Raw genomic sequence first — 14,737 nt, forward strand, 5'->3', positions numbered from 1 at the left:
GGTGTTCACACTGTAGTACGCGTGTAGCCAGTTGGTCGGCAACGATCCACGGGAGTAACGGTCATTCAACAGGGGCGAGTCTGAAATACGTTGGATGAAAGTTGACATAACGTGAAGACTGAGCATTTTCATCGTGGATTGGCGCTGATCGCGCGGGCGAGGGAGCGGCGACTAGCCCGACCATAGCCACGGCTATCGCTGCCGTGATCGTCGCTCCCGTCGCTTTTCCCCAGGCGTTCTCCCACATGCGGCGCATGCGTGCGTCGGTCGCGCTCTCGGCCTTGCAGGCAGAGACAACCTCAAGCGGATCGAGGCCGAGCAACTCGGCAGCACGGTAGGCGGTGGCCTCGTCGAACACGGAAAGTCCGTTCCGGTAGCGACTGACCGCAGCGCGCGTCACGCCCAGAGCCTGAGCGGCGGCATAGTCGGACGGCAGGTCAAGGCGCTTCTTCAGCGCGTCCAGATACTGGATTGTTGTTTTCATACACCCTCCCTATTGACTTCACCCAAGCTGAACCATAGGCGAACGTCAATCAGTCTGCAACGTTACATCGACATTGACAGTTACACAGCATGTAACTATTCTTCCGATCACTCGCCCCAAAAGCGCCACCGTTTCACCCATTCCCGACGGCGCGGGACGGCCATCCCGCAAGGCGTGGGGCGAGTTTTCTTCAGAGGGATAGGGATCATCGGGGGATGCGGCAATGCGCAAAAAATCGTTACAACTTTGTGGGGTTCGAACAACGGCGCTCGGGGGCTTCACGGTCGAGGGTCCGTACTTCCGCCGCAGCTCGCGCATCGCTCGCGCGCTCGACGCGTTCTTCTACTGGCTGGGGGCGTGACCATGGTGGCGAACCACTATCGGGATTGCGAACCGGTGATCGACCCGTTCAAGGTCGTCGATGATTTCGGGCGGGTGCTTACGCTCGTCCCGGACATGGACTACGTCGGGGAGTGGTCGAGCAGGCTGCCGATGGCGGCGCTCGCGTTCGTGCGCTCGGGCGAGGTGCACTGATGAGCCGCACCGCATCCGACCTGATCGAACTGCGCCGCGACGATCCGTTGTCGCCCGAACTGCGCCGCCTCGCGCTCAACCTGATTGCGCCGGGCGTCGCGCCCGCGCGAGGCGGGTGCTGACCATGATCGAAGACGGCGACATCGGCTACGCGGGCGAGTATCACGCCTCGTTCGTCGCGCGCCGGCAACCGGGCGTGGCGAACATCCGCGCCACGCCGGCCGGCGACGCCGCGCTAGCGCGCATCCGAGACCTGCTTTCAAAACACCGGCCTCAGGCGGATCGGCGCGCGCCGGCCCGGTCGGGTTCTATTGCGACGGCGCGCGCCATCTTTTTTCAGGAGTAGGGCAATGTCGAAGGCATGGGATACCGCCGTCATCAAGGCGGATGCGAATCACCCGGACGCGGGCCGCGCGGGCGTCGTGCAGAACGTAGAGCGCAACCCGGACGGCACCGACAAGGTGCTGTCCATCCGCCTGGACGAGACGGCGGACGGCAAGCCGGTCAAGGTCGTCAACGCGACGCCGGATCAGGTCAACATCCACAACGTGAACTGACCATGGGCGGCGCTTTCATCGGTTCGCGATTCCGCACGGGCGACCGCGTGCGGATCGACGCGCGCGGCGAGTTCTACGCGTATTGCGACGGCTGGCGCGGCAAGGTTGCGCACGTCGGCCCGAAAGACGCGAACGCGTGTCACTGCTCGATTCCGGGCGGTCACGCGCTGGTCGAGATCGCGAACGGTGAGGCGCCGCTTCATCTGATCGTCCCGGCCGACGAACTGGCATTCGACCTCTGATGGCCTACTGCCGCCTGTCGTCCGATGATGAGTGGAGCGCCGCGCGCGTCGCGGGGCTCCCGCCGCGCTGGCGCGCGCGCATCCTCGACCAGTACGACGAGCAGCGCGCGACGAGCGCGCCGGACGCGCGGCGGAATGCCAACCTGTTCCTGCTTTCCCTCACCGAACAACTCGACGCCGTGCGCCTGCCGCTCGGCGCGAACGACGGCGTGATCTGCGACCGAGCGACCGAGCTCGCGCTCGCGTGCGCGAGCGTCGCCGAGCTCTACCACGAGCCGCGCGCGGCGCGCGAGGCGATGACGCGCATCGTCGAGGCGCACCAGTGCGACGCGCCGGAGGTCGAGCGCATCGACCCGCGTACCGGCGAAATCAAGGGCACGCGCGACGTGCCGGCCATCAAGCGCATGACGGATCCGCTGTGGTGGCGCAGGGCGCTGCGCCGCATGCACGCGCGGCACGTCGAAGCCGCGGCGATCGCGCTCGGCTACGTCAACGCGGCGCGCGACATGTACGTGTCGGACGAGTCGCTCGACCGCCGCACGCAGCAGCGCAAGCGCAACGCCGCGATGCTCGAGCAGACCATCGCGCGCAACGAAGAGGGCGACGAGTTCACGCTCGCCGAACTCGCCGCGCGCGGCGTCGCGAACAAGGCGATTCGCCGTGGCGAATTGATGACGCGCATCAACGGTTTCGAGCAGATCGCGCGCGACATGGGGCACATCGGCCTGTTCCTCACCATCACCTGCCCGTCGCGCATGCACAAATGGAAGAAGGGGCGGAAGTGGCACAACCGCGTGAAGGCGCGGCCGAATCCGCTGTACGACGGCACGACGCCGGGCGAGGCTCAGAAATACCTGTCGGCCATGTGGGCGCGGCTGCGCGCGGCGCTCGCGCGTGCTGGCGTGCAGTGGTACGGCTTCCGCATCGCCGAGCCGAACCACGACGGCACGCCGCACTGGCACGTGCTGGTGTTCTTCGCGCCAGGCTGGCGCGGCGGCGTGCGGCGCGCCGCGCTGCCGCGCGTGTGCGCGATCGTGCGCCGCTACGCGCTGAAGGACTCGCCGGACGAGAAGGGAGCCAAATTCCATCGCGCGGACTTCAAGCCGATCGACTGGAACAAGGGCAGCGCGGCGGGCTACGTCGCGAAGTACGTTTCGAAAAACATCGACGGCTATGCCGTGGGGGATGACCTGTATGGCAATCCGGCGCTTGAATCGTCGGCCCGCGTTGAGGCGTGGGCGTCCACATGGCGAATACGTCAATTTCAGCAGGTGGGTGGACCGCCGGTCACGGTATGGCGGGAGCTACGCCGCGTGGATGAGATTCCGGGGGATGCACCGGCTCTACTGCATGACGCGCACCGCGCGTGCAACAAGGGAGAAAGTCAGGATGGCACGGTTCGCGGCGCGTCGTGGGCTGACTTCATCAAGGCAAACGGGGGCATCGGGATCGCGCGCGATGCTCGACCTATCCAGTTGGCTAAGGATTTTGACGGGCGCGAGGGCCGTTACGGCGAGCCGATCGGCGAGGTAGTGCGCGGCGTGCGCGCGTGCGGCTGGATCACGTACCGCGACGGCATCGTACCGGGCCGTCGCAAGCTGGTTGAGGTGCTGGTGAAAAGCGTGCGTCACGCATGGGAGATCGTCTCCCGTCGAGTGCGCGAGGGTGTTCACGCGGGCATCGCCCGCGCTTGGACTTGTGTCAATAACTGTACGCGCGGCGATGCTGCCGGCGACGGCGAGTTGGCCGATTGGATTTCGGACTATGAAAAATCAGAACGATACGGCGGGTTCGCCCCCTGCTGAGTGGGGAAAACCGGTCGATGTGGCGCGTATCGCGGTGGCGCGGCGGGAAGCGCGCGCGCTGCGCACGCTATTCGACCAGCTGACGCCTGTCGAGCGGATGCTCGCGGCGCGGCAGATCGACGCCGTGCGGCGGCTGGTGGAAGCGGTCGAGGCGCTGTAACGAATCAACACGGGGGAACCATGCGAGTGAAACCGAAAAAGCAGGTGATCGGCACGGCGAAGTGCCATTGCTGCGAACGAGACATCCCGGTCAAGCGGAGCGAAACCGGCACGCTGGACTTTTCGTGCCAGTGGTGCGACCTGCCGATGTACGCGAAGGCCGGGACGGAGGCGCACAAGCGACTGATGGAGCGCGTCACGCTGTTCGAGGCCGGCCCGGTGAAAGACACCGCGCCGAGCGAGCCGCAGGCCGTGCCGGTGACGCAGGAAACGCCCGCGCGCCACGCTGCCCGGTCCGTGTTCGACCTGATGGCGGGGCGTAAATGATCGACGGCGAAAAGACGCAGGACGCGGTGGGCGGCGGCTTCGCCGCGCTCGACGGCATGGCGGCCGGCGTCGACGCGGAAGCGGCGGCAGCGCTGAATCCAGGCGCGGCGGTTCCGCCTGGACAGCCGGCACCCGGGCCAGACTATGCGCGCGGCGCGGCCGGGATGGTCGATCTGATCTCGTCGATGCTGGACGGCTACGCGCCGGGCGCGGGATGGTCGGAGCAGCAGCGCGCGCTGATGGCGGCCAGCATCGCGCCCGTGCTCGAAAAGTACGGCTGGGATATCGAAGGCAGCATGCCGTGTGAGCTGATGGCGCTCGCAGTGTGCGGGCCGGCGCTGTATCAGTCCGCGAAGGTGGTCGCGCTCAAGATTCAGGCCGACCGGCTGGCGCTGGCGCGCGCCGCGCGCGGCCTCGACGATCCGAACACGGTACGCGGCGGCGAGCCGCCGCCGACGAACGCCGCCGATGCGCTGCGACAGGCGACCGGCCAGACACCCGTGTTCCCGGACCTCTGATGGCGACGAAGCGGACGAAGGCGGCGGCACCGGACTACGGAGTCGGCGCAAAGGCGCACATCGAAGCGGTGCTCGGCGCGAGCGGCAGCGGCAAATCGAGCTACGTCAAGGGGCTGATGGAGCGCGCGAAGCCGAAGAGGCTGATCGTGTTCGATCCGGATGCGGAGTGGGGCGCGTTCGGAACGGTGGTTCATCGCGTGAGCGACGTGCTGGAAGGGTTCAAGGCGTCGCACCCGGCGTCGCCGTGCCGCGCGGTGTTCGTGCCGTCGCCGGACCCGGCCACGGCCGTGAAGCAGTTCGACGCGATCTGCCGCATCGCGTTCGCCGCCGAGCGGCTGACGTTCATCGTGGACGAGCTGAAGAGTGTCACGACGCCAAGCCGATCGCCGGTTGGGTGGGGCATGATGACAGGGCGCGGCCGCAAGCGCGGCATCGTCATGTATGGGCTGTCGCAGCGGCCGGCGTCGATCGACAAGGACTTCCTCGGCAACTGCAACTTCGTGCGAACCGGGAGGCTCACATACGACGACGATATCGCGAAGGTGGCGCGCGCGCTGCGCGTACCAGCCGATGAGGTCGCGGCGCTGCCGGACCTAGCATGGATTCGGCGCGACATGGCGACCGGCGAGACGACAAGGGGATAGCGATGGAACTATGGGTGAGACTCAGCGACCTTGCGGCATACGAGGAGCACTTCGGGCAGTTCAATTTTTACATGGGCTGTACGGCGGGGCCGGCGACGAATGGCGGGCGTTTGTCCGTCATAACAGGGGGCCATGCGCGCTTTCTGGCGGATCTGTACAGGCATGACAGCCGCGCGGCGACGACGGTTCTACAGCCAATACGAACATGGGAACCGTTACGCGACTAATAGACCGCGACCTATAGACCGCGCCTCGGCGCGGTTTTTTTATGCCCGTTTTCCAGTACCTAAATCGAAAACTTTTTTCGAGATTTTCGGGCCGGCGAACTGCGCCCTATAGGTCGCGACCTATAGGGCGCGGATTCGTCGATTCCGGATCCTCGAACGCAGCATGGAGGCTCACAGACGGGCCGCATGGGGCGGCTCACTTCGGAGAGTCGAACCATGAAGGATTTGCTCAAGGCGTACGCGCTGTTCCTCGCCATGAACGCGGTGACGAAGATCGTCGTCCGCCCGGTCGCCACGTCGCTGAACGTGCCGCTGCTCACCACGATCGTTTCGTAAGGGGCCGCGCATGCTTCTCGTCAAAAACGTCCCCTTCACGAACGTCGTGGCAACCGGCACGGCGACCGTGAACCTGCCTGTCGGCATGTCGTACAACAAGATCATCCTCGCCCTGGGCGGCACCACGTTCACGAAGGCGATGATCACCGGCATTCGCGTGAAGCTGAACGGCAAGATCATCGTCAACGCGGTCGGCTCGCGCCTCGACCTGATCAACCAGTATCGCGGCCTGACCGCGTCGGCTGGCTTCCTCACCATCGACTTCACGGAACCGCGTGCCAAGACGATGACGGAGCAGTACATCGGCAACATCAACACGGCCAAGGGCGTGTCGTCGCTGACGGTCGAGGTGGACATTTCCGGCGCGACCGCGCCGACGCTCGACAGCTATTCGGAACTCGGGCCGCCGTTGCCGCTCGGCGTGCTCGCGAAGCACATCCCGTTCACGGCGTCCTTCGCGGCGTCGGGCAAGTTCCCGATGAAGCTGATCGACATCACGAACCGCGGCGCGCTGATCAAGCGCGTGCACTTCGCGCACGGCGGAAACCTGACCAACCTCGAGGTGAAGAAGAACGGCATCGTCATCTGGGACAACGTCCTGACGGCGGTGAACACGTTCTGGCAGGGCGAATACCAGAAGACCGCACAGACGAACCTGTACAGCTACGACCCGTGTTCGGATAACAATTACTCGAACGCGGTCAAGACCGCCGACGCGACCGCGCTGGAATTCAACCCGACCTTCAGCGCCGCCGACACGGTGACGGCTGTGGTCGAGGTGCTGGACGTCCTGAGCAACATGTAAGGCCGGGGGCGGGCGCGCGGGCCGCTTGATTGCGAAGTCCCGCGCGCTTTTTTCGACACTTACAGGGGAATTCAATGGACGGTTTCGACGCGTCGGCGTTCGGCGTCGGCAACAACACGTACGGTTTCACGACCGGCGATATCAGCACGGCGGTAGGGCCGCAATCCGATGGCACGGTGATCGTGCCGGGGACCGGTCAGGCGATCACGGGCGCGGATCAGGCGGGCTATGGCGCCAGCTACTCGCCGCAGGTGTTCGGGCTGCTGTCGCAGGGCCTCAACGCGTTCACGGGCATCTACACCAATGGTCAAAACCTCGACTACCGACGCTATGAGGCCACGCAGGCAGGGCTTGTCGCGCAGGGGCAGGCCGCCTCGACGGCTGCAGCGGCCCAGGTCAACGGCATCCAGAGCAACCGGACGCTGCTGATTCTGGGGATTTTTGCGGTCATCGCGCTCGCGATCCACAAGGGCTGACGCATGTTTCCGCAAGCTGCATCGAACCTCGCCTACACGAACCCGTACAGCGCGGCGGCGATGGCGGCCGGACAGGCCATGTCGTCGCTGCTGGGCGGGCCGAACGCGCCGCAGGCATCGTCGAACGCGCCGTTCAACCCGTTCACGGTCGACAACTCGGGATGGTCCGTCAACTTCGGCAGCGGCAGCGCCAGCGCGACCGCGAACCCGGTCTCGACGCTCGCGCAAGGGCTCGCGAACGGCGCGAGCGCGGCGACGGGCGCGTTCGGCGACCCGCTGGTGCTGCTGGCGGTCATCGGCCTCGCGATCGTGGTGCTGCGCAAATGATCACGCTGCGCGCCGAGACGATAACGGACGCGCACCGCGCGGAGGTGGCGGAGGCGTTCGACGCGACGCCGCGGCTACGCGCGAAGACCGACACCAGCGCGGGCATGGTGGACGCGGCGGATTGCATCGCCGGCGGCACGTTCTTCCGCGTGCTGGATGACGGCGAGCCGGTCGCGTTCTACGTGTTGAGGCTGCGTGTGCGCGGCCTGCGCAGGGAGGCGGAAATCGTCCTCGCGCACGGCCGCGCCGGATTCGATCTGGTCGAGCACGTGCTCCCGCTGATCGAGCGGCAATGCGCGATGGTGGGCTGCGCCGCCACGCGCGTCGAAACGCGGCGGCCGGGGCTGGTCAAGAAATTGGAAAACAGCGGATACGCGCGCGCCTCGGTGGTGCTGCGAAAGGAACTGAAATGATCAAGCGACCCGAACAGGTGCGGATGATCGCGTGCGGCCTGCCGGACAAGCCGCTGAACCGATCGAGCGACAACAGTTCGTCGAGCTCGACGACGAACAACTACGCCGACCGGCGCAACGCCGTCCAGGGCGGGGCGGCGATCAGCGGCGACAACAACACGATGTTCACGTCGATCACTGCGACCGATCAGGGCGCGGTGCAGGCCGGCATCAATGCGGCGCTCGGCGGGGTCGGCATCGCCGGCGCGGTCGCAACGAACGCCGTGAACGCGAACGGCGCGCTCGCGCTCGGCGCGATCGGCGCGAACGGGCAGGTCGCGGCCGGCGCAACGGAGAACATGGCGGACGTGGCGCGCAGCACGATTGCCGCGTCGAGCCATTTTGCCGACCTCGGGCTTGCGATGCTGCAGACGAACACGGCGCTCGCGAATTCGCTAGAGGGCGGGGTGAATCAGGCGACGCAGGCCGTCACGGGCATCGCGTCGCAGCTCGCGCAAACCCAGGTCGCCGCGGCGAACGACAATCGCTACCTGATCGCGGCAGGGATGGCGGTCGTCGCCATTGTCGGCGTGATGGCATTTTCGAAGGGGAAAGCCTGATGCAGGTTTTCGATATCACGCTGCCGACGAACGGCGCCGGCTTCGTCGTGCATGCGGCGGGCCGCTACATCAAGTACACCGTTGGCAACGCGGGCGGAAACGACACGTCCGTCGTCGTCACGCCGGGGATGGCGGGCGGATCCAAGATCACGCTGCTGCCGGGGCAGGCGTACCGCGTCGCGGACGACGCGCCGGTGCCGGATTCGTGGACGCTGGCGAACAACCTCGGGCAGGCGGTCATCACGGGAAAGGTGGTGGTCGGCAATGGCCGGATCGACGATAACCAGCTGCAGGGAACGGTGCAAGTCGTCGACGGCGGCAAGGCGCGCACGCTCGCGAACATGGCGTTCGCCGGGCAGGCGGGCATTGCTGCAGCGACGGGCGTGTATGGGCGGGTGGGGATTTACAACCCGGTCGGAAGCGGGACGCGCCTTGTCGTGAAGCAGATTCTCGCAACGGCGAACAACCCTGCAATGTCCACCGGCCTGCTGCTTGTGAATGCGCAGCTGGGGACCGACAACGGCACGCAGTATTCGAAGCTGGCGGGCGGGGCGCAATCGGTAGCGCATCTGCAGAGCGACACCAATGCGGTCGTGGGGCCGGCAAAGGTGCTGCTCGCGATCGGTTCGCCCGCGTCCACCGGAGTTCCGTATCAGTTCACCGAGCCGATCATCGTCACGCCAGGCTGGGCGCTGGTTGCATGGTCGTATGTCGCGAACGAAGGGTACGGGATCAACTTCGAGTGGCTTGAGGAACCGAACGTATGAACGCGCCGGGGCCGCTCTACCTCATCGCGGCGGGCACGCTCGCGGCGGCGGCCTACGTGTTGTGGTCGAACAATCAGGGGGTCACGTATGACCCGGGCGCGGCCGGCGACGGCGGCGTAACGGACGCCGGCGGCAGTGGCGGCGGCTTTCTAATGGACATGGTGAACAGCGTGAATTCGAGTGTGCAGAATGCGTTTTCCGATCCGGCATCGGCGGTCGGCAATTCGAACGTGCAAGCCTTCTTGCGCATGATCCGCGTAGGCGAGGGAACGGCCGGGCCGAACGGCTATACCACGCTGTTTGGCGGCGGCCAGTTCTCGAGTTTCTCGGCGCATCCGAACGTGCGCAATCCGTTCTTCAATCCGCGAACGCAGAAGATGGACATCAGCACGGCGGCCGGCGCGTATCAGATCAACTATCCGACGTGGACGGACATCCAGGCCGCATTGAGCCTGCCCGACTTCTCGCCGGCCTCGCAGGATATCGGGGCGTGCTGGCTGATCCAGCGCGACGGCGCGCTGGCGGACGTGGTGAATGGCGCGGTCGATGCGGCAATCTCGAAGTGCGCCGGAACGTGGGCGAGCCTCGCGGGGTCGTCGTCGGGGCAGCGCCAGCTGACGCTCGCGCAGGACGAAACGAATTTCGCCTCGTTCGGCGGGGTGCAAACGGACGCGGGGAGTGGCGCATGAAACTCGACAAGACGGGACTCCTGATGGTCGCCGGCGCGGCGCTGGTACTGCTCGCGGTGGTGCGCAAATCGACGGCGGCGGCCGGCGCGCCGGCGAGCGGCGGCCAGGGCGGCATTGGCAGCGGCGCGTCGTCGTTCTGGTCGAACGTCGTGAACAACCTCGGCGGAAGCCCGGCGGCGACGACCAGTGCGACGGCCGGCGGGCAGCTGCTGCCGGGTGACGTGCGCATGTTCGCGAACGGCACGTACGAGGCGGGCAACATGTATGTGGACCCGGGGCAGGTCACGTACAACGCCCAGACGGGGCAGGTACAGGAATCGCCGTTCTCGGGCATGTACAACGTGCTCGCCCCCAATATTTACGGGTTCTGACGCATGAAAACCGATCATTTGATTGCGCTGTTCGCCGTGCTCTGGGCGTGGGACGGCTACAACCGGTCGCACGCCGGAACGAGTGCGATCGACGCGGCCGTGGCGAGCGAGCAGGGTGCCTTCGCCGGCATGCAAGGCACCAACTTCACGAACAGTCTCTGGGATCCGTACAGCGGCCAGCCCGCCTATATGTTCGGCCAGATCGACGCGCCGGGCGGCGCTGGCGTGATGGGTACGCCGTCGTTCAGCGGCGCTTTCGGGCACATGTAAGCGATGAGTCCGAAAACCGCTCTGATGCTCACCGGCGTGCTGGCGCTGGTCGGCGTCGGTGTCTACCTCGATCGGAAGTACGTGAATGCCGGCGGGGCGTCCGGCATCGCGTCGAACGTCGCCGCCGTGATCTGGGACAACGCGGCCGGCGTCGCGGCGAATACCGGCACGTCGATCGCGACGGACATGGCGGCATTCGCGGACGATCGGCTGCGGCAGCAGCAAGCGCTTGCGCCGCAGGTCCAGTCAGGCGTCGTCATGCCTTTTCCAACCTCGGCGTGGGATGTGGTCCCGGCCGGACTGTAGTAGTGCAAACCAACCTCGGAGAATCACACCATGAACGCATTTCTCGCACGTTTGCAGGAACCCTCGACCCACGCGGCGCTCGCCGGACTGACGGGCGTTGCATCGCAGATCGCCGTCGCGTTCGGCGTCGATCCGCACGTCGTCGCGACGGTCGGCGCGGCTGCAGCATCGCTGTTCGGACTGCTCGGCGTGTTCCTGTCGGAAGGTAGCGCGCCGGCGCAGGGCCAGTAATGGACTTCGGGCCGCTCTGGCAAATAGGCGCTGCGCTCCTGGGGGCGGGGGCTGTCTATGGCGCGACCAGGCTGGCGGACCTGAAGGCCATTCATCAGGCGCAGCGCGACGCAGCGGAGCGCGTCAAATCAATCGAGGATCGTTTCAACCGACACATTGAGCAGGGGCTGACCCATGGCAACTCGTAAGCGTAAGACGGCGCACAAGCGCCACCACAAGACCCCGGCGCGGAGCAAGCGCACGGGCCGATTCATCAAGCGATAACGGAAAGGATCATGCCGAAAATCGAGTGGAAGTCGGCCGCGATCGGCGCGGCGCTGCTGTACGGCTTCATGTGGTACAAGGCCAAGCAAACGGCCACGCCCGCAAGCTGAAAAAAACCCGGCCGGCGCCGGGTTTTTCATTTGATGCAGCCGACCTCGATGAATTCGTGGTCGGACATGCTGTAATTCGACGGCCACACGTGCGCGGGGCTGTTTTTGACGAGCATCGCGCCGTAGGATGGCGTGCCTTCGAGCACAACGCCGTACCCATAGCCGGGGCCGTGTTGATCAATGCCGGCGCCATAGGCGAACACCGCGAGCACGGGTTGGCCGCTGAAAGTAACGCGTCGACGCGGCGTGTAATAGCCAACGCCATCGACAACGCGTCCGGGCTTCTTGGCTGAGAACGACGATACAAAGTCGCCGGCATCGGTATAGCCGCTGCAGCTCAGGATGGAGGGTGAAAGGTCTTCGGCGTGAGCCGACAGGCAGGCGGCGGCCAGGGCGAGCGCGGCGATAGTTTTCATAGGTAAAGGCCAAAGCGTCGGAGAAGATGCGCGCGACGGTTGACGGCGTGCGCGACGGTCGATTCGAAGGTGCCGGCAAGTTTAGCAGCGCGCACCTTGCCGGCCACGTCCCAAAGCCTGACGTAGCGCGCGAAGCTATGTTCCGTCGCCATGTACGCGGGCGCGAGCGCGGCGACCCAAGAAACGATCTCGTCTTGGGTGACGATGACTTCCCCGAACAGGTCGAGCATAGGTGGCTGGCGATGGGCTGGCTACAGCCGGTATGACGGCAGGAATTCGGGAAAAAGTAGGGTCATGCTGCGTCGTGGAAACGATCACAGTTGGCCGCGCGACGCGATCTCAACTTGACATAACGTGAATTATCGCATTTTTTCAGCGGTGATCTGGCCCCGTTTTCTGGCGACGCTTCGGGCAATCAAGACAGCCTTCCTCGCGACACCAGCCAGCCCGGCAACAACGTAGCAAGCCCAGAATTTCATCCTTCGGAACGCCTGCCACGAGCAGGCGTTTTTTATGGACCTCGATCCCGCGATATACGCGCCTGCGTCGGGCATCCTGAAGGCCACGCCGGGTATTCCTGATCGTCCAATAGAGCGTTCGAATGTCGCGTGCGACATCGACCAGTTCCTGTTCCGACAGCGCCGGCCGGGCCAACAATTCAAGCTGTTTCATCTTGTACTCACGAGGGTATTCATCCGACTTATCGGCAAACACCCTCATGAATTAAGTGAACGCTGTAATTTTTATGTAACTTACGCTTCGCCAGCAAAGGGGCGATGCTCGCGGCTGTGCCATACGCGGGTCACGAGCACCTCGTCGCCGTCCAGCTCGGCGTACCTGATGACGTAGGAGCTTCGACCGAACTTTGCCGCCCATTCCCGGAACTCCGCCCGAGGCGCACCAATACCGGGATTTTCGGCAATCAAATCGGTGGCATCCGCGATGATCTCAGCCGCGCGGCGTGCAACCGCCGGACTGTTCGTGGCGAGAAAATCATACAGCCGTGCAACGTCCTCCAGCGCGTCCGGGTGCCAGATCAGCGTGGGCATTCGGTGCGCTTCCCCGCAGCAAGATCAGCCAGCCAATCACGAGCGCGATCGTGCTGTACGCCCGGCGTGCCGGACAGGTATGAATCAAGCCGTGCGCGATCCATTTCGAGCGACAAAGCGTCCGCACACACCGTCGCGACGTACTCATCGACCGATTGGCCCGACCGGTGCGCCGCCGTCACAATGGCGCTTTCCAGCTCGACGGGCAGAGCTACTGTGAGCATATGCATCCCCTATTTCAGTACTTGGCTATTGTAACGTCTAGGCGGTTTCCCGCGTGGACAGCCAAAACACCCCCAGCTCTTGCCGCCAGTATGCCTGACAGCGATCAAGCGTCGCGCCGGCCTGCAACGCCGCCTTGAACGCGAGTTTCAACGCCTCAGCCGGGTCGTTCGACGTGATGTGATCGATCGGCATGACTTCCGGGACGACGACGCCGCGGCTTGTCCAGTACCGCTTTTCGTTCATCGCGTGCTCCGCGAAATCCTTCGTGATGTACTTCGCCAGGTAGCCCGCGAGCTTGTGGCGCAGGCCCTTTTCCTTGAACGGGTTCCGCACGTTGATCTGGCCATTCCCGACGCCGACGATGCTTTGCCAGATCGAGCGCAGCACGCGGTAATTCTGGCGTCCACGCACCGCGACGTGCAGATGCCACGCACCGCGCTTTTGCCTCTCCGCGACTGCGACATACTGGAAGTCATACAGGCCGCCGAGACGCCGCCGCAGCTTGTCGAAATCCCGTTTCAGCCGGGCTTTGTCCGTCATGTTTTCCCGGTAAGTGAGCGTGATCATGCGGTCAGCCCCGATCGCCTTGCAGCGTAGCCGCACCTGTTGTTTCGCGCGCTTCGCCGAGTCCATCAGGTTCGATTCGCTGTTCTCCGACTCACCGCGCTTTGCCTTGGGCTTTGCATTCAACGACAGCGCACCCATGTAGCGATCAAACCGCGTAGCCGTCACCTCAACCTGACCGTCACCGAAATTCCGGCCACGGATCACCCACTCTCTACGGAACGGCGAGTAATCGCCTATACTTGCGTCGTGCATTGCAACTCACCTTTGTAATGCGCTGTTTCACCAAGCCCTGACCGTTCCAGCGATCAGGGCTTTTCTTTTTCAGAACCGCCCTTCTGTCCTTGTCCTGCCTGCGTTTGCGTCCCTGCCCGTGTCACGCATCCGTTAAGTGTCCCTGATACAAGTTTAGGGGCCGCGCTGCGCGCGGCCCGCCCGGCGCGCTCTGCTGCGCTGGGCGAGCCGCCCGCAGCCATACCCCCACCCCTCTACCTACAACCGCCCACGCCCTTGCCTATCGCGCCGGAACGCCATCGACCGCTGCGGGCTTTCAAGAGGGAGGGCGTTTCCCCGCCGTGCCTGCGCTACCCGCGATCGCGAGCACCCGCTACTCGGTCCGGCAGGCCGCGCTGAGCCGCGCGACAACCGCTACGACTCCGCATCACCGCCGCCGCCCTACGCCGCTTCGATCCCGGCCGGACACTCCTGACGCTAGACGCCGCCCAGCGCGCCACACCGGCTTACAATCTCGCCTACAAAACAACCGAGGGACCACAGATGGGCATCTACGACCGAGACTGGTATCGCGAGGAATACAAGGAGAAGGAGAAGCGTGCGCAACAAGGCCATGCGGCACACAGCACGCCAATTCCAACCGCTCCGCCAATCCCGCCCCGCCCCAAGGCCACCGCCATCACACCCGCGCTTACGTCGGCCAAAATCGCGGTAATAGCACTGACGGCCGGGGCTGCCTCGTATTTCGTCGTCTCCGCGATCCTCGGCCACATCTAGGCATCGGCCCC

30 protein-coding genes are annotated in these 14,737 nt (G+C 65.0%); 23 read left to right on the forward strand and 7 right to left on the reverse strand.

Annotation, left to right across the window (positions count from 1 at the left end):
- Positions 1–61: 61 nt before the first annotated feature.
- Positions 62–484 (reverse strand): helix-turn-helix domain-containing protein, encoded by a 423-nt coding sequence (locus ACFIMZ_RS26715; RefSeq protein WP_431825274.1) that lies wholly within the window; start codon positions 482–484, stop codon positions 62–64.
- A gap of 363 nt (positions 485–847) precedes the next feature.
- Between ACFIMZ_RS26715 and ACFIMZ_RS26720 the strand changes: the two genes are divergently transcribed.
- The 22 genes from ACFIMZ_RS26720 (at position 848) to ACFIMZ_RS26825 (ending at position 11,275) form a co-directional block, all read left to right on the forward strand.
- Positions 848–1,018: a hypothetical protein gene (locus tag ACFIMZ_RS26720; RefSeq protein ID WP_431825275.1), complete on the forward strand. Its 171-nt coding sequence runs from the start codon at positions 848–850 to the stop codon at positions 1,016–1,018.
- Positions 1,018–1,140, forward strand: coding sequence for a hypothetical protein (locus ACFIMZ_RS26725; protein ID WP_431825276.1), 123 nt, complete (start codon positions 1,018–1,020; stop codon positions 1,138–1,140). The genes ACFIMZ_RS26720 and ACFIMZ_RS26725 overlap by 1 nt, the downstream gene beginning before the upstream one ends.
- 2 nt (positions 1,141–1,142) lie before the next feature.
- Complete coding sequence (locus ACFIMZ_RS26730; protein WP_431825277.1) at positions 1,143–1,364, forward strand: hypothetical protein; 222 nt, start codon at positions 1,143–1,145, stop codon at positions 1,362–1,364.
- A 4-nt stretch (positions 1,365–1,368) separates the two neighbouring features.
- Positions 1,369–1,575: a hypothetical protein gene (locus ACFIMZ_RS26735; protein WP_431825278.1), complete on the forward strand. Its 207-nt coding sequence runs from the start codon at positions 1,369–1,371 to the stop codon at positions 1,573–1,575.
- Between the two features lie 2 nt (positions 1,576–1,577).
- A complete protein-coding gene (locus tag ACFIMZ_RS26740) occupies positions 1,578–1,817 on the forward strand; it encodes a hypothetical protein (protein ID WP_431825279.1) in 240 nt (79 codons plus the stop codon).
- 296 nt (positions 1,818–2,113) lie between these two features.
- The gene (locus ACFIMZ_RS26745) at positions 2,114–3,622 is read left to right on the forward strand and encodes a replication endonuclease (RefSeq protein ID WP_431825280.1); all 1,509 of its coding nucleotides are present in this window, start codon (positions 2,114–2,116) and stop codon (positions 3,620–3,622) included.
- On the forward strand, positions 3,582–3,782 hold the full coding sequence (locus ACFIMZ_RS26750) for a hypothetical protein (RefSeq protein WP_431825281.1): 201 nt from the start codon (positions 3,582–3,584) through the stop codon (positions 3,780–3,782). The genes ACFIMZ_RS26745 and ACFIMZ_RS26750 overlap by 41 nt, the downstream gene beginning before the upstream one ends.
- Positions 3,783–3,802: 20 nt before the next feature.
- Positions 3,803–4,108, forward strand: coding sequence for a hypothetical protein (locus tag ACFIMZ_RS26755; protein WP_431825282.1), 306 nt, complete (start codon positions 3,803–3,805; stop codon positions 4,106–4,108).
- Positions 4,105–4,626: a hypothetical protein gene (locus ACFIMZ_RS26760; protein ID WP_431825283.1), complete on the forward strand. Its 522-nt coding sequence runs from the start codon at positions 4,105–4,107 to the stop codon at positions 4,624–4,626. The genes ACFIMZ_RS26755 and ACFIMZ_RS26760 overlap by 4 nt, the downstream gene beginning before the upstream one ends.
- A complete protein-coding gene (locus ACFIMZ_RS26765; protein ID WP_431825284.1) occupies positions 4,626–5,270 on the forward strand; it encodes a helicase HerA domain-containing protein in 645 nt (214 codons plus the stop codon). Before ACFIMZ_RS26760 ends, ACFIMZ_RS26765 begins: the two co-directional genes overlap by 1 nt.
- Positions 5,271–5,843: 573 nt before the next feature.
- Positions 5,844–6,638 carry a major capsid protein P2 gene (locus tag ACFIMZ_RS26770; RefSeq protein WP_431825285.1) on the forward strand — a complete coding sequence of 265 codons (795 nt, stop codon included), beginning with the start codon at positions 5,844–5,846 and terminating at the stop codon, positions 6,636–6,638.
- Between the two features lie 74 nt (positions 6,639–6,712).
- Entirely contained in the window at positions 6,713–7,114 is a 402-nt protein-coding gene (locus ACFIMZ_RS26775; protein ID WP_431825286.1) for a hypothetical protein, read from the forward strand.
- Between the two features lie 3 nt (positions 7,115–7,117).
- Positions 7,118–7,441: a hypothetical protein gene (locus ACFIMZ_RS26780; RefSeq protein ID WP_431825287.1), complete on the forward strand. Its 324-nt coding sequence runs from the start codon at positions 7,118–7,120 to the stop codon at positions 7,439–7,441.
- Positions 7,438–7,854 (forward strand): hypothetical protein, encoded by a 417-nt coding sequence (locus ACFIMZ_RS26785; RefSeq protein ID WP_431825288.1) that lies wholly within the window; start codon positions 7,438–7,440, stop codon positions 7,852–7,854. Before ACFIMZ_RS26780 ends, ACFIMZ_RS26785 begins: the two co-directional genes overlap by 4 nt.
- Positions 7,851–8,453, forward strand: coding sequence for a hypothetical protein (locus ACFIMZ_RS26790; RefSeq protein WP_431825289.1), 603 nt, complete (start codon positions 7,851–7,853; stop codon positions 8,451–8,453). The genes ACFIMZ_RS26785 and ACFIMZ_RS26790 overlap by 4 nt, the downstream gene beginning before the upstream one ends.
- The gene (locus tag ACFIMZ_RS26795; RefSeq protein WP_431825290.1) at positions 8,453–9,220 is read left to right on the forward strand and encodes a hypothetical protein; all 768 of its coding nucleotides are present in this window, start codon (positions 8,453–8,455) and stop codon (positions 9,218–9,220) included. Before ACFIMZ_RS26790 ends, ACFIMZ_RS26795 begins: the two co-directional genes overlap by 1 nt.
- Entirely contained in the window at positions 9,217–9,909 is a 693-nt protein-coding gene (locus ACFIMZ_RS26800; RefSeq protein ID WP_431825291.1) for a glycoside hydrolase family 24 protein, read from the forward strand. Before ACFIMZ_RS26795 ends, ACFIMZ_RS26800 begins: the two co-directional genes overlap by 4 nt.
- The gene (locus ACFIMZ_RS26805) at positions 9,906–10,280 is read left to right on the forward strand and encodes a hypothetical protein (RefSeq protein WP_431825292.1); all 375 of its coding nucleotides are present in this window, start codon (positions 9,906–9,908) and stop codon (positions 10,278–10,280) included. Before ACFIMZ_RS26800 ends, ACFIMZ_RS26805 begins: the two co-directional genes overlap by 4 nt.
- Before the next feature lie 3 nt (positions 10,281–10,283).
- Positions 10,284–10,550, forward strand: coding sequence for a hypothetical protein (locus ACFIMZ_RS26810; protein WP_431825293.1), 267 nt, complete (start codon positions 10,284–10,286; stop codon positions 10,548–10,550).
- Between the two features lie 24 nt (positions 10,551–10,574).
- Complete coding sequence (locus tag ACFIMZ_RS26815) at positions 10,575–10,856, forward strand: hypothetical protein (RefSeq protein WP_431825294.1); 282 nt, start codon at positions 10,575–10,577, stop codon at positions 10,854–10,856.
- A 30-nt stretch (positions 10,857–10,886) separates the two neighbouring features.
- Positions 10,887–11,087: a hypothetical protein gene (locus ACFIMZ_RS26820; RefSeq protein ID WP_431825295.1), complete on the forward strand. Its 201-nt coding sequence runs from the start codon at positions 10,887–10,889 to the stop codon at positions 11,085–11,087.
- Positions 11,087–11,275 carry a hypothetical protein gene (locus ACFIMZ_RS26825; RefSeq protein ID WP_431825296.1) on the forward strand — a complete coding sequence of 63 codons (189 nt, stop codon included), beginning with the start codon at positions 11,087–11,089 and terminating at the stop codon, positions 11,273–11,275. Before ACFIMZ_RS26820 ends, ACFIMZ_RS26825 begins: the two co-directional genes overlap by 1 nt.
- A gap of 212 nt (positions 11,276–11,487) precedes the next feature.
- Here the strand turns inward: ACFIMZ_RS26825 and ACFIMZ_RS26830 are convergent, their stop codons facing one another.
- From ACFIMZ_RS26830 to ACFIMZ_RS26855, 6 genes are all read right to left on the reverse strand, one after another.
- Complete coding sequence (locus ACFIMZ_RS26830; protein ID WP_431825297.1) at positions 11,488–11,877, reverse strand: hypothetical protein; 390 nt, start codon at positions 11,875–11,877, stop codon at positions 11,488–11,490.
- Entirely contained in the window at positions 11,874–12,107 is a 234-nt protein-coding gene (locus tag ACFIMZ_RS26835) for a hypothetical protein (protein ID WP_431825298.1), read from the reverse strand. Before ACFIMZ_RS26835 ends, ACFIMZ_RS26830 begins: the two co-directional genes overlap by 4 nt.
- A 142-nt stretch (positions 12,108–12,249) precedes the next feature.
- Positions 12,250–12,549, reverse strand: a complete 300-nt coding sequence (locus ACFIMZ_RS26840; protein ID WP_431825299.1) for a hypothetical protein — start codon at positions 12,547–12,549, stop codon at positions 12,250–12,252.
- Positions 12,550–12,629: 80 nt separating this feature from the next.
- Positions 12,630–12,926, reverse strand: coding sequence for a type II toxin-antitoxin system RelE/ParE family toxin (locus tag ACFIMZ_RS26845; protein ID WP_063800946.1), 297 nt, complete (start codon positions 12,924–12,926; stop codon positions 12,630–12,632).
- Positions 12,914–13,150 carry a hypothetical protein gene (locus tag ACFIMZ_RS26850; RefSeq protein ID WP_431825300.1) on the reverse strand — a complete coding sequence of 79 codons (237 nt, stop codon included), beginning with the start codon at positions 13,148–13,150 and terminating at the stop codon, positions 12,914–12,916. Before ACFIMZ_RS26850 ends, ACFIMZ_RS26845 begins: the two co-directional genes overlap by 13 nt.
- Positions 13,151–13,187: 37 nt before the next feature.
- Positions 13,188–13,970, reverse strand: a complete 783-nt coding sequence (locus tag ACFIMZ_RS26855; RefSeq protein ID WP_431825301.1) for a rolling circle replication-associated protein — start codon at positions 13,968–13,970, stop codon at positions 13,188–13,190.
- 522 nt (positions 13,971–14,492) lie between these two features.
- On the opposite strand from ACFIMZ_RS26855, the gene ACFIMZ_RS26860 reads away from it, so the two are divergent.
- The gene (locus ACFIMZ_RS26860) at positions 14,493–14,726 is read left to right on the forward strand and encodes a hypothetical protein (RefSeq protein WP_431825302.1); all 234 of its coding nucleotides are present in this window, start codon (positions 14,493–14,495) and stop codon (positions 14,724–14,726) included.
- Positions 14,727–14,737: the final 11 nt, after the last annotated feature.

Origin of the sequence: Burkholderia sp. F1 (assembly GCF_050813845.1) — a bacterium.
Lineage (GTDB): Bacteria > Pseudomonadota > Gammaproteobacteria > Burkholderiales > Burkholderiaceae > Burkholderia > Burkholderia ubonensis.